15 protein-coding genes are annotated in these 12,607 nt (G+C 39.7%); 6 read left to right on the top strand and 9 right to left on the bottom strand.

What is annotated here, in order from left to right:
* The first annotated feature begins 74 nt into the window (after positions 1-74).
* Both ACN222_RS15055 and ACN222_RS15050 read left to right on the top strand, forming a co-directional pair.
* Positions 75-437, top strand: coding sequence for a VOC family protein (locus tag ACN222_RS15055; RefSeq protein ID WP_010997165.1), 363 nt, complete (start codon positions 75-77; stop codon positions 435-437).
* A gap of 149 nt (positions 438-586) precedes the next feature.
* On the top strand, positions 587-1,330 hold the full coding sequence (locus ACN222_RS15050) for a DUF561 domain-containing protein (protein ID WP_010997164.1): 744 nt from the start codon (positions 587-589) through the stop codon (positions 1,328-1,330).
* A gap of 247 nt (positions 1,331-1,577) precedes the next feature.
* On the opposite strand, the gene ACN222_RS15045 is transcribed toward ACN222_RS15050, so the two are convergent.
* A complete protein-coding gene (locus tag ACN222_RS15045; RefSeq protein WP_010997163.1) occupies positions 1,578-2,726 on the bottom strand; it encodes a DegT/DnrJ/EryC1/StrS family aminotransferase in 1,149 nt (382 codons plus the stop codon).
* Between the two features lie 329 nt (positions 2,727-3,055).
* Here ACN222_RS15045 and ACN222_RS15040 point away from each other — a divergent pair, with 329 nt between their 5' ends.
* Both ACN222_RS15040 and ACN222_RS15035 read left to right on the top strand, forming a co-directional pair.
* Positions 3,056-3,832 carry an ABC transporter permease gene (locus tag ACN222_RS15040; RefSeq protein WP_010997162.1) on the top strand — a complete coding sequence of 259 codons (777 nt, stop codon included), beginning with the start codon at positions 3,056-3,058 and terminating at the stop codon, positions 3,830-3,832.
* A 275-nt stretch (positions 3,833-4,107) separates the two neighbouring features.
* A complete protein-coding gene (locus ACN222_RS15035; RefSeq protein ID WP_010997161.1) occupies positions 4,108-5,949 on the top strand; it encodes a tetratricopeptide repeat protein in 1,842 nt (613 codons plus the stop codon).
* A gap of 328 nt (positions 5,950-6,277) precedes the next feature.
* On the opposite strand, the gene ACN222_RS15030 is transcribed toward ACN222_RS15035, so the two are convergent.
* Both ACN222_RS15030 and ACN222_RS15025 read right to left on the bottom strand, forming a co-directional pair.
* Positions 6,278-7,075 (bottom strand): hypothetical protein, encoded by a 798-nt coding sequence (locus ACN222_RS15030; protein WP_010997160.1) that lies wholly within the window; start codon positions 7,073-7,075, stop codon positions 6,278-6,280.
* Between the two features lie 201 nt (positions 7,076-7,276).
* A complete protein-coding gene (locus tag ACN222_RS15025) occupies positions 7,277-7,639 on the bottom strand; it encodes a four-helix bundle copper-binding protein (protein ID WP_010997159.1) in 363 nt (120 codons plus the stop codon).
* Positions 7,640-8,178: 539 nt separating this feature from the next.
* Here ACN222_RS15025 and ACN222_RS15020 point away from each other — a divergent pair.
* Positions 8,179-8,934, top strand: coding sequence for a TspO/MBR family protein (locus tag ACN222_RS15020; protein WP_010997158.1), 756 nt, complete (start codon positions 8,179-8,181; stop codon positions 8,932-8,934).
* A gap of 260 nt (positions 8,935-9,194) precedes the next feature.
* Here the strand turns inward: ACN222_RS15020 and ACN222_RS15015 are convergent, their stop codons facing one another.
* From ACN222_RS15015 to ACN222_RS14990, 6 genes are all read right to left on the bottom strand, one after another.
* Complete coding sequence (locus ACN222_RS15015; RefSeq protein WP_084789103.1) at positions 9,195-9,557, bottom strand: type II toxin-antitoxin system PemK/MazF family toxin; 363 nt, start codon at positions 9,555-9,557, stop codon at positions 9,195-9,197.
* Entirely contained in the window at positions 9,547-9,765 is a 219-nt protein-coding gene (locus ACN222_RS15010) for a hypothetical protein (protein ID WP_010997156.1), read from the bottom strand. Before ACN222_RS15010 ends, ACN222_RS15015 begins: the two co-directional genes overlap by 11 nt.
* A gap of 133 nt (positions 9,766-9,898) precedes the next feature.
* Complete coding sequence (locus ACN222_RS15005) at positions 9,899-10,222, bottom strand: aspartyl protease (protein ID WP_231865463.1); 324 nt, start codon at positions 10,220-10,222, stop codon at positions 9,899-9,901.
* 41 nt (positions 10,223-10,263) lie between these two features.
* Positions 10,264-10,581: a hypothetical protein gene (locus ACN222_RS15000; RefSeq protein WP_010997154.1), complete on the bottom strand. Its 318-nt coding sequence runs from the start codon at positions 10,579-10,581 to the stop codon at positions 10,264-10,266.
* A gap of 176 nt (positions 10,582-10,757) precedes the next feature.
* On the bottom strand, positions 10,758-10,985 hold the full coding sequence (locus tag ACN222_RS14995; protein WP_010997153.1) for a hypothetical protein: 228 nt from the start codon (positions 10,983-10,985) through the stop codon (positions 10,758-10,760).
* A gap of 22 nt (positions 10,986-11,007) precedes the next feature.
* Positions 11,008-11,175, bottom strand: a complete 168-nt coding sequence (locus ACN222_RS14990) for a hypothetical protein (RefSeq protein ID WP_010997152.1) — start codon at positions 11,173-11,175, stop codon at positions 11,008-11,010.
* 274 nt (positions 11,176-11,449) lie between these two features.
* On the opposite strand from ACN222_RS14990, the gene ACN222_RS14985 reads away from it, so the two are divergent.
* A complete protein-coding gene (locus ACN222_RS14985) occupies positions 11,450-12,586 on the top strand; it encodes a type I restriction endonuclease (protein ID WP_010997151.1) in 1,137 nt (378 codons plus the stop codon).
* Positions 12,587-12,607 lie beyond the last annotated feature (21 nt).

The raw sequence follows: 12,607 nt of genomic DNA, 5'->3' as shown, positions 1-12,607 counted from the left end.
ATGAGGAGGGCAAAACAAAATTTTACAAGGCATTCTAGAGTTAAACCTAGAAACTATTTTGAAGGCAAAAGATGATGACAATCTCTTTAAATCACACTATAGTTCCTGCTCATAATAAAGAAGCCTCAGCACAATTTTTTGCTCAAATTTTTGGTTTAAACGTCGAATCTGTGGGTCATTTCGCGGCTGTGCGAGTTAATGACACACTCACACTTGATTTTGATGACAGAGAAACATTTGAGTCTCATCATTATGCTTTTCATGTCAGCGATGAAGAATTTGATACTATCTTTGCCAGAATCAAACAAGCTGGTCTGGAATATAGTAGCGACCCCATGCACCACAACAAAGGAGAAATTAACCATAGAAAAGGAGGGCGTGGTTTTTATTTCTACGACCCAAATGGTCACAATTTAGAACTATTAACCCTTAGCTGACAGTTACCTAGCATCGTTTCCTACTCAGGTTAAGTCATCACATCTTGAGATTGCAAGTATTTTCTACTCTTTTTTTAAATGAATTAGTTCTGTCTTTATCTGAGGGGCGGTAGAATAAACCTAATTTTCGTAGCTTCAACAGAATAACTATGGCTATGTCTTCTACACTACAACGGGCATTTACCAACGGCCGTGTACTGAAAGTAATTAGTGGTTTGAACAACTTTGACGCTGATAGCGTCGCAGCTATTATTAAAGCTGCTGAACTTGGTGGTGCAACTTTTGTGGATATCGCCGCCGATGCTGGATTGGTTCAGTTAGCTAAAAAATTGATTAATTTACCAGTTTGTGTATCAGCAGTAGATCCAGAAAAATTTGTCACAGCCGTAGAAGCTGGTGCAGATTTGATTGAAATCGGTAATTTTGATACTTTTTATGCTCAAGGACGCAGATTTGAGGCTGCGGAAGTATTAGCGCTGACTAAACAAACCCGCGCGCTCTTACCCGAAATTACCCTATCTGTGACTGTTCCTCACATCCTAGAACTAGATCAACAGGTACAGCTAGCCGAAGAATTGGTAAAAGCTGGAGCAGATATCATCCAAACCGAAGGCGGTACAAGCAGCCAGCCGACTCATCCTGGAAGCCTGGGATTAATTGAAAAAGCTGCTCCCACTTTGGCAGCAGCTTATGAAATTTCTCGTGCTGTATCAGTACCAGTATTGTGTGCTTCGGGTATTTCTAATGTTACTGCACCTCTGGCGATCGCCTCCGGTGCGGCTGGTGTTGGTGTCGGTTCTGCTATCAACCAACTCAATAGCGAAGTAGCTATGATTGCTGCGGTGCGCGGCTTAGTGGAAGCTTTGAAAACCTTTGAGCGTGCAATTGTCTAGTTAACGCCGTGTGCAACTTTCTCCCAGACCTAACCCCCAACCCCTTCCCTTGTAGGGAAGGGGAGTAATAATTAAAGCCTCTACGCCACTTGCTACAACGCGGGGAACCCGCGCAACGCAGTGGCGCCTCCTTGCAGGGGAGAGGTTTGGAGAGGGGTTTTAAGAATAAGTCCCACATCGCGTTAGTTAGTAATGCGGGAGATGAGGGAGAAATATTTAAAAACTCTTCCCCCACTCCCCATTCTGCCTACAAAAGAATATCCTTCAGAGCATAAATCACTTGATCTTGCTGTTCGGTTGTTAATTCGGGAAACATGGGTAAGGATAAGACTTCATTGCACGCTTGTTCTGCAACTGGTAATTGTCCTGGTTGATAACCGAGATATTGATAAACTGGCTGCAAATGTAAAGGGTAGGGGTAGTAAACCATTGAGCCTACTTTCTTTTCTTGCAAGCTATTTTTTACCGTCTCCCGATGTGTGGCGCTATTGCCATTCCGTCCTGCGGTGATGACGCGAATAGTATATTGATTCCACACACTCACGCCACCAGCTAGTTCTTGCGGGGGAATGATACCGGGAATTTGACTGAGGAATTTTTGATAATAGGCAGCGATCGCTTGTCTTTGCCGATTCCACATATCAAGATATGGTAGTTTAATCTGCAAAATTACTGCTTGAATGGCATCTAAGCGGCTATTAACACCTATTTCTTCATATTGATAACGATGTCTCTGTCCATGTTCCTTGATGATCCGCACCTTGGCAGCAATTTCTGGATCATTGGTTGTAATCGCGCCACCATCGCCGCAAGCACCTAAATTCTTGGTGGGGTAGAAGCTAAAACAACCAATATGTCCAATACTACCGACCTTTTTGCCGTCCCAACTTGCGCCTGTAGATTGAGCGCAATCTTCAATTACTGCGACATTGTGAGCTTGAGCGATCGCCATGAGCTTTGTCATATCCACAGGCTGTCCAAATAAATGCACTGGGATAATCGCTTTGGTTTTGGGTGTAATCGCCGCCGCTACTTGTTGTAAATCGAGGTTAAAACTTATCTCATCGATGTCAACAAATACCGGCTTTGCACCTACAGCGCTGATCACTTCAGCCGTAGCGACAAAGGTGAAGGGTGTAGTAATTACTTCATCGCCTGCACCGATTCCTAAGGCGCGTAAAGCTAGAAATAGGGCATCTGTACCAGAATTACAAGCTACACAATCAGTAACGCCATGATAAGCAGCAAACTGTTGCTCAAAACTTTCGACTGGAGGGCCACCAATATAACGCCCGGAAGCCAGCGCATCGACAACGGCTCTGCTGACTTCGGCTTCTATGGAAGCATATTGCTGCTTGATATCAAAGGCGGGAATCGAACTTAGGCTTTGGATCATGAGTTTTCATTTTGTCTGAAGATACAAAGAATACATTCCGATTGTCAATTTTGACTGGGGAAATTTTTCTTTAAAGAAATTTAAAAAGAGTGTCGCTCTAGATACGCATTAAACAAGAATTATTACTGAAGTAATTTTATGGGTAAGACTTAGAGCAGTGGTAAGTTATGAGTGCCTGTTCGACAACTGACATAGTGGGATAGTCATTGGTCATTGGTCATTGGTCATTAGTCCATAGTGCAAAACCTTCATTTTTAGCGTTTAACTGTTGACTGTTGACTGTTGACCGTTGACTATTGACTGTTGACTAATTAGGGAGTGGAGAAGAGATGCAGGGTTTGATTAGTTTGGATTTGGTGGATTTGGTGATGGCGGTAGGATTGATGGCGATCGCTATTGGGTTGTCTGCTTGGGAAGGATTGGGGCTAGAGTTGAATTTAGCGATCGCTACTGGCAGAACTATCCTACAGTTATTGGTTTTGGGGTATGTTTTAGACTTCATCTTTGCTCTGGACAATCCTTGGGCAGTTTTGGCGATTTTAGGGGTGATACTGACGATTACGGCGATTGTCGCACGAAATCGCATCAGTCAGAAAATTCCTTATGTATTGCCTTTGGTATGGGGAGCAATTTTCATAAGTACTACCCTGACGGTGTTTTACACCACCTTCTTAATCATTCAACCAGATAGATGGTATGAACCGCGCTATGTAATTCCCCTGGCGGGGATGGTGTTGGGTAATGCGATGAATGCGGCGGCGATCGCTGGGGAACGGCTTGTCAGTTCGATGAACTCTTTTCCCACGGAAATCGAAACTCATTTGAGCTTAGGCGCAACTCCAGCACAAGCTGTCAGCCAGTACCGTAAGGAAGCCATCAGAGCCGCATTACTCCCCACCTTGAATCAAATGATGCTTGTCGGGATGGTAGCTATCCCCGGAATCACCACCGGACAGTTACTTGCTGGGATTAATGCTCTGGATGCGGTATCTTATGAGATTGTGATTATCTTTATGGTTGCGATCGCCAACCTGTTAACAACTGTTTTACTAACTAAAGGATTGTGTCGGCAGTTTTTTAATTCTGCGGCGCAGTTGGTAAGGTGAGTAGAATTAGGGGTGTAAGGGTTTAGGGGTGTGGGGGTGTGGGGGTGTGGGGGTGTGGGGGTGTAGATAATCTACGGACTGGCTCGGATATCGATAATACGTATGATTTTTTTCACTTATACCCTACATCCTCTCATCCAGCCATATTAGTTAACAAGCCTGCCATCCTTATAATGTAAGGGGATGAAGAAATATTTATTTCCCCTATACCCTTACACCCCCACACCCTTACACCCCTAAAATTAAAATTAACGTGACGTTCTCTATTAGCTAAAGTGACAGAATCTTTGCCATTGCGCGATCGCTATCTTGCTCTCATTGATGAAATTGTCCAGATGACTCTCCAGGGCAAAATTAGCTCTGTAGAAATGGTGTATCAAATGCTGCAAAAAGGTATACTTGCTGGGACAGGGGAAGTGTTTGAGTTAGTGTTGAGCGATCGCCTCAATACCAGCCAAACTCAGGTAGACAGCGAAAAAGATGAGTTAAAAAAAGCTAAGGCTAACCGGAGTTTACGAGCTATTAAGACGATTCAAAGTCAATGGCAAAGATATGCGGAGCAGAATAAAGCCACAGAAGCGATCGCCTCAGCCGTGCAGGAAATCACCACAGCATCAACAAGCGATCGTTTAGCTACATTTTTAAGTATTATTGACCCTAATCTCAAGAATCCCCTAAATCTTTCACAACTCCAGCAATTAGGCAAATCATTACAACAATTCGCCCAGTTTGATCCTGATATCCAGCAAATATCACAAGGAATCATCCGTGGTGTAACAGCTTGGCAAAGGTTACAAGAACACCTAGTTAGCTGGATGTATGAGTCTAATCAAGCACTGGGGTTTGGTGGTGTACCCGGAGAAACTGGCCCTTGGGCGACTTGGGCAAAAAAAGTCAATAGTGAATTACCCCAGGCGTTATTTCGCAGCCTAGCTGTAGAACAATCTGCCATCCCATTTGTAGAACAGCATAGTAGTATTACTCTCGCTGATTGGGTAGAAATCGCGTTAATTTTCCAGTATTTGCAACGAGGGTTAGTTAACTGGTTTGACCAGCAAGCATACAATATTCAAGCAGGGTCAAAGTTGTCGATTTCTACTTTTCTGACTTTTGCAGTGCTTTGGAGTCAGTTAGCAAGCGGTTTTCAGGGTAAAGCCGAATATAGCAATGGCTGTTCGCAAATCATGTTGCAAACTCTACGAACCTTTGCCCAGCGTCCCTATTTTCCTCTCTACGGTGGGATTTTTGCGTCATTTTCTGGTAGTTATTTGCGGGATGCTTTAGATTATTTAGATGAACCCTTACGCAGAGTAGAGAGAACCCAAGAGAAAGCGCGAATATTGACGCTTTTAGGCTATTCTCAACGTGCATTGGGGCAATATCAGCGATCTATCAAGTTTCATGAGCAAGCATTGGAAATAGCCAGGAACGCAGGCGATCGCCCTTGTGAAATCGCCAACCTCAATCACCTCAGCCGTACTTATGTACAAGAGCAAGATTATGCTGAGGCGATCAATAATAGTCAGAGAGCATTAATGTTGAGTAGGCAAGCAGGGGATAAGACAGGCGAGACTAATGCACTGGTAAATCTAGGTTACAGCGAAGTGATGCAGGCGCAAAAGCTGGAGCAAGCAGAGCCAGAAACCTATGAAAGGGCAATTAGTTATTTAGAACAAGGGTTAAAGTTATCAGAAAAATCAGGTGATATTCAAAGTAAGGCTTTATGTGTCAGTAGTTTAGGTATTGCATATTTAGTTATTGGTCAACCAGAAGATGCTATTAAATATTTAGAAGATGGTTTTAAAACAGCACAAATTTCTGGTGATTTGTATCTCCAAGGTCGAAATTTAGCTTATCTAGCTGAAGCTTGTTATCAATTACAAAATTTGGAAAAAGCTGTTTATACTGGTTGTCTGGGAATGTATTTATTAGAGCAAATTGCCTCCCTAGAATGGCGACAAGCAGCCGGACTATTGACTATTTTACAAGGGCAAATCGGGTTAGAAGCTTTTCAAAATTTACTACAGCAAAGCCGGAGTAGGATTATATCAATTATTGGTGTGGATGGCTATGATTACATTCCCAAGTTGTTAGCACAGTATCAGGAGGATATATAGCTGTTGACGGTTGACGGTTGACGGTTGACAGACTAGAAAGCCTTGTTTTATCAGGATTTTATCTTAGCTTGATGTCCTAATCTATCTGGCTACAGCTATATAACGTAAGTTGCTATTTATAAATTCATGTGCTAGTCATGAGTAATAGCTAATTGATAATATTTATAGCGTTTCCTAATCTCTTGAGGTACTAAGTACAACATTAATAAAATTAGGCAATCTCCGCGCTCCTCCGCGTTTTACTCTGCGCCCCTCTGCGTTTGAAGAGTTTCTTCCCAATTACCAATTACCAAATCGAGAAACCATATCTACATAGCAACTTTGGTTATCACTCTATTTCTTCACAGCGAATTAGGAGTTTTTCCATCGCTTCTGCTAAAGAAATTAAATCATTCCAAGAAGAACCACTAACTAAACTTTGGGCGTGGGCTAATCGGTTGCGTAATTGTTCAGCAGATTTTAAAAACCGTTCACCAGCGCGTTTTGATTTTAGTTCTAGTTGTTCCAGCAGTTCTGGTTGATGTAAGACTAACTCTCGCTTGTCACAAAATTGCAGGTAATCTAGTAAATCTGTGGCTTCGTTTCTTTCTTGACTCTCACGCCATAACCTGCGCGCAACTTCTAGGCGATCAGACTTGAGAACTTTCTGCCAAGCGTCTTGGGGATAGTAAAGCCTTACCAACCTCAACAGATTCATCTCCAGCAAAGTAACTAAACCAAAGAGCAACATTCTCACAGGCGCTTTCTGCAAGTCACCACAGGTAATAATCCCACTCACCTGATTGCAGTCGAGAACAAACAAACGCGGATTTTGTTGCAAGATGGGTAGTAACTTCATCAGTGGCGTAGAAATCGCAATCAGTTCCTTAGGATGAAACACTCGCTGATAGTCACCGCACTTACCAGATTTAACCTGCACTAAACTAGCGCGTTCAATATAGCCAGTTATTGTATCACCCGTTTCCACCCCAACAACATCAAAATCTTGCGATCGCATCCACCCCAACACCTCTACTACTTCCGCCTCTGCTGGTACAGCTTTCAAGGCTTCAGCTACATATTCAATTGTGATATTGTTCTCAAACAAGCTCCGCAAGTCTTGGGAACGGGATTTTAAATGTTTCATCTACCCTTAGCCACAGACGTAATTCGTAATTCGTAATTTAACCTGAATAGATGATTGTCGCGGCTACTTAAACAACACTCTTGTGTGCTTCTTGGCTACACACTGCGCTCATTCTACCCTCTTTAAACTTCAAGCGCCCAGACTAAACAGCCTGAGCGCTTGAATATTAGGTTGCAGAGAAACTTCTGCTAAGTCATGGAATTAAGCAGGCATCATTTGCATGGATCTACAAGCTTCTGCACATTTGCGACAAGCCATTGCACAGTCCATCATCATTTGATCACCGCTCATTTGTTCGCAAGCCATAGCAGTGCGATCGCACATTTCCGCACACAACATACAAGTGCGTCCCATAAATTCGGAACCACCCATCATCATATTCACGCACATCATGCACATTTCCGAGCAGTCGCGCATCATACCCATCATGCTCATGTCCATCTGCATACCGCCCTTGCTCATGCAGTAAGTCATGGTTTCCATGCACATTTTATGACAATCCATACAAGCTTTCATACAGGCTTGCATTTCGGCGGTCATAGATTCAGTCATCATCATCATCATCATAGGAAATACCTCGTGAATCTTTGATGTACAAATAGCCTTTTACAAGGACTACTCATAACAGTAACCACATCCTTTTAAGGAGTCAATAGTACTTTCAACATAGGAATTTATAAGCCTACTTACCCGATAGAATTACTGGTATTTCAGCTTTAATCTACAAGGATTTTGGGTGATTTTTGCAGAAGTTCTTACTAATCAAGCCTTGCAAACACCTATAACCAAGTGGGGTTTATTAAAGCTAGTCAAATTTTTCCACCAGAATCAAATATTGAGGTTGAAGATTACCCAAATTAAAGTCATATTTTTTTGACAAAAACCTTGAAAGATATTTATTAATTTATATGAAGATGGATTTTATTAATTTATATCAGCCTTAAGCTAGATGTTAAAATATATAAATTACACAAAGTTAATCAACTACTCAATTTGAAACCTAATTGAATCTTATAAATTAGTAATAAATATCATTTTTAGAAATCACATTATTATATAATAAATCATTGTTAATAGTTAAAAGCTACTGCAATTTCTCAATTATGAATAAGTCCAAAAATAGTGGAATACTGGAACAGTTTGTCAACACAGTAATGGGTGTAAAAACTGGTAATCAACAACAATCGCTAAATACATCAATAACCACTACACAAGAACTAGATATCAAAGCTGTTTTAGTTTATAAACTAGGGACTATCTTACAAATAGCAGTCATGATTCTTGCGTTGTTAGGAATGGAAAAATTAATCATATTGATAGATAGCAATTCTTCTTTTCCCAATTGGTTTAGCACTTTATTGACAGCATTATTTTTTACTCTATTAAGTATCCGTTCCCGAATTTTCTCTCTTCTAGATAATACCCGTTCTCGTCAGACTTATGACCAAGTAATCAGACCAAAATGGTCTCCTCCACCTTTAGCATTTCCCATAGTCTGGATGATCATTGCAGTTTTGCGAGTAATTTCTTCTGTGTTAGTTTGGCAGCAAATGAATCATCAATTTTTAGTACTACCCTTCATTATGTTTGTAGTACATCTGGCTTTAGGGGATACTTGGAATACAATTTTTACTGTAGAACGAAGACTAGGCGCGGCTGTTCCTGTAGTAATTTTAGGCCCCTGGTTATCTGCTTTAGTTGTGACAGCAATTTATTGGCAAACTAACCATGTAGCGGGAATGATTTTATCTTTTTCTTGTATATGGCTAACTGTAGCGGCTGCATTGGTATTTAGAATTTGGCAGTTAAACGGATCTGAGCCATTGTATCCTGTAAAACTCACACCTGTGGAGGAATAAATACTCAAAATTCGCCTTAATCAGGTTTCGCGTCACACATTCAACAAATATCAAAAAGGGTAGGGAAGAATTAATTCTCTACCACTTAAAGCAATAGCATCAGGTTTGAGAATATCAATAAATTAACAGTAATCGCCGACTTGTGCTTATCGTAGCTTATCAAAATGTTGCGTGCGATCGCACTACCCCACTAACAACGATACCTACAATGGGTTTATACTGCTGCCAATTTAGTGCTTGTGTGATTATCAAATGATTTATTAGAAATACTCGACTATCGCAGCAATAGCCATAGCAATATCTTCCATGACTTCAGGCGAACAAACCCCTATTTTACGGATGAATCTTTGCACATCCATACCGCGCAATTGTAAAACATCAACAGCAGAAGTTTTGGTTAAATGATTACTGGTGTCTGGTTCAAGTTTGACGTGCCATATATTACCAGCATAGTATTCTTTCCAATCTGTGATAGGCGCAATTAATTTAATTGGCAATTTACCAACACCATCAGAACTTACTACCACAGCAGGTCTGATTTTTTTGATTTCTGCTCCTAGTGTTGGGTCAAAATTAGCAAGCCAAATATCGCCCCGTCTAGCGGTAGGAGAGCTAGTAATCAAGCAAATCTCCTGTCTCTAATTCTTGCCACTCTTTATCTTGTTGGTAATGTAGTAACATTTGCTCGGCTTGTTCTGCTAGTATGCGCCGCCTTTCTTCTAATGGCAATTTCATAAACTCGCGTCGGTTTATGCTTTGAGGTTTTACAGCAATGTCTATTGTTTCTAGTTGTGTGTTATCTCTCTGAGTAGTAAATTTTGATGTTTCCATAAATTAACAGTAATTGCCGACTTGTGTTGATCGTAGCTTATCAAAATGTCGCGCGCGATCGCACTACTCCACTAACAGCGATAGCTATACTTAACTAACACACAAACTCTATTCAAAACTGATTAACCTATCTTCACCCCAATGTTAATATTCCATCGAGAAAATTCACAGATAAAGGCAACATTTTTAACCACTGTAACCCCAAAAGAGGCTCAGGTAGTCCATCAGCAGCTAAGACAGAAATAATGTACTCCTGTCCATCTAATACCACTTTACCTTCATATATATTAAAGAAAGCTTCACCTCTGGCCATTTGCATAATGCTATCGCGTTGAATTAATGGCCATCCTAAACTTTCAGCATCTTGTATATCAAGTGCCAACCAACCAGATGTAAATCCTGTGTCTAATAAAACTTCAATAGGATAACTATCTCCATCACTGGAAATAACCTCCATATCAAAAATTAGCTCCCCAATTTCACCAAACCTCCCTGAAATCATATCCGTCCACAAGTACCTGTTTCATTGAGACGGAAAGTAACAAGCCAACCAGTAGGATATTTTTGGCGTGCTTTTTTGTCAGCCATATTTTCATCTGTATCAATAAAATAATCACCACTGTTTGGTTCAATCACAATAAACCAGTTGTAATGTTCATCTATTAATTGTGGAAAAACTTGATCAAAAACAACACGCGCTTTTTGTCCACGAGTATTTTTTTCAGCTTCCCGTCTAGCTAATTCTTCCGGTGGAATTGTAAATTCTGGAAATATTCTCCCTAGTTGACGAAGACGAACAGGTTTTGTATTAGTCATAATTTATCTGACCTCATTTTTGGAAATTATTGCTACTTTTTAAATTAACAGTAATTGCCGACTTGTGTTGATCGTAGCGTATCAAAATTTTTCGTGCGATCGCACTACTCCACTAACAGCGATATCTACAGTCAGCTACCCTAAAAGCGATCGCACACCATAATCCATTGCTCCAGTTAAAATAATTCCGTAACTAATAGCCTACCTTCAACTTGTTCATACTCATCTTCTAGTAACCATAACTTAGCAGCTTCATAATTATTACTAGAAAATACAACCTTATCACCCTGTTTCGGATCATACATTTGACAGTTTCCCTCACTGTCGCATAGTAATACAAGAATGTATGGAGGCGATAACATCAGATCAATCAATACTTCTGTAAATTCCCAGTTATTAGTCATCTAAAAAATACTAGCGCCTTGCTCATTCTCTGACTACATCTGTATCTATTTTTAATCTTTCCGCTATTTGCTGAATACTTAATCCTAATTCCAGCAAAATTGGTACTATTTTCAACTTAGCCTGTAGTTTCCCTTCTTCAAATGCTTCTTGATAAACTTTAGTGTCCCGAATCAGGTCTAAATTCAACATTGTTTTTATGTCCTTAAGATTGCGATTAGGCAACTTAAAATTTTTTACTAAAAGCTCATACTCTTGAACAGGATAATAATAAGTTTTATTTCTGTAAGTAATTTTACCAAATTTTTGTCAGAAAAACCTTCGTGTAAGAACAGTAATAACTCGGTGGCACAGAGATAATATTACGGTGATGATGTAATTTAGGATGCAAATTTACTTAGTTATTTAGCTATTAAAAATAGGTTACTTGCATTCGCCTTTTAACTAGTTTCATCTACTAAAAACTATGGATTTTATTGATCAAATAAAAGCTGTTTCTCAGCAAATTCCAAAACTAAAAGAGCAAGTCTTGACTGAAGAAGCTACCAAAAACGCTTTTGTAATGCCTTTTATTAATGCACTAGGGTATAACGTTTTTAATCCAACAGAAGTATGCCCTGAGTTTACGGCTGATGTACCTGGTTTAAAAGGAGAAAAAGTAGATTATGCAATTAATATGAATGGTGTTCCTATCATTCTTATTGAATGTAAATGGTGTGGAGCGAGTCTAGAACATCCAAAACATAGCTCACAATTACATAGATACTTTCATGCTACAGAAGCTAAGTTTGGTATCTTAACTAATGGTATTCTCTATAGGTTTTACACTGATACAGAGAAAACTAATGTTATGGATGAGAAACCATTCTTTGAGTTCAACATGATGGATTTTAATGAATCTATGGTGAATGAGCTTAAACGATTTTCTAAAATAGCCTTTAATCCTGAGCAAATGGCAGATTTTGCCAAAAACCTTCTTTACACAAAAGAGATTAAACGCCTTATGGCAGAACAGCTTACTGAACCGTCACCGGAATTTGTTAAATTTTTCGCCAGCCAAGTATATACAGGAAAATTAACTGTATCAGTCACAAATAAATTTACAGAAATTACAAAGCGTTCTCTCAAGGAATTTATTAATGACAGAATCACAGATAGATTAAAATCAGCTATTGATCTTCCTGACACTATAACTTCAGGCGCACAATCTACTTCTATTCAAGACACCGAAGTAGACATAGAAGCAGATTCTTCCTCATCTGAGAATGAAATTTCTATAACAGAAGAAGAAACGGAAGGGTTTTTAATTATTAAGGCTATCTTACGAGAAGTTATTGATATTAGCCAACTTCAATTTAGAGCTACAAAAAACTATTTTGGCATTAACATGGAGAATAAGGTATCCAAAACTGTTTGCCGACTTTGGTTTAAGTCAAGTAAAAAATATATCGGCATTATTGATGTGGATGGTAAAGAAGCTAAAAAATCCATTTCAAATCTAGACGAAATTTATGGATTAGTAGAAATTCTAAAGGATAGAGCTAAATATCTAACTCAAAATAGTTTAAAGCAGTCAAAATCAGTGGATGTATATGAGTCATAGTGGCTGATCAAAAAAAGAAAA

The sequence above is a fragment of the Anabaena sp. FACHB-595 genome (genome assembly GCF_048568275.1).
GTDB lineage: Bacteria > Cyanobacteriota > Cyanobacteriia > Cyanobacteriales > Nostocaceae > Trichormus.
The sequence above is the reverse complement of the archived record's forward strand: the minus strand, read 5'-3'. Positions and strand labels throughout refer to the sequence as shown.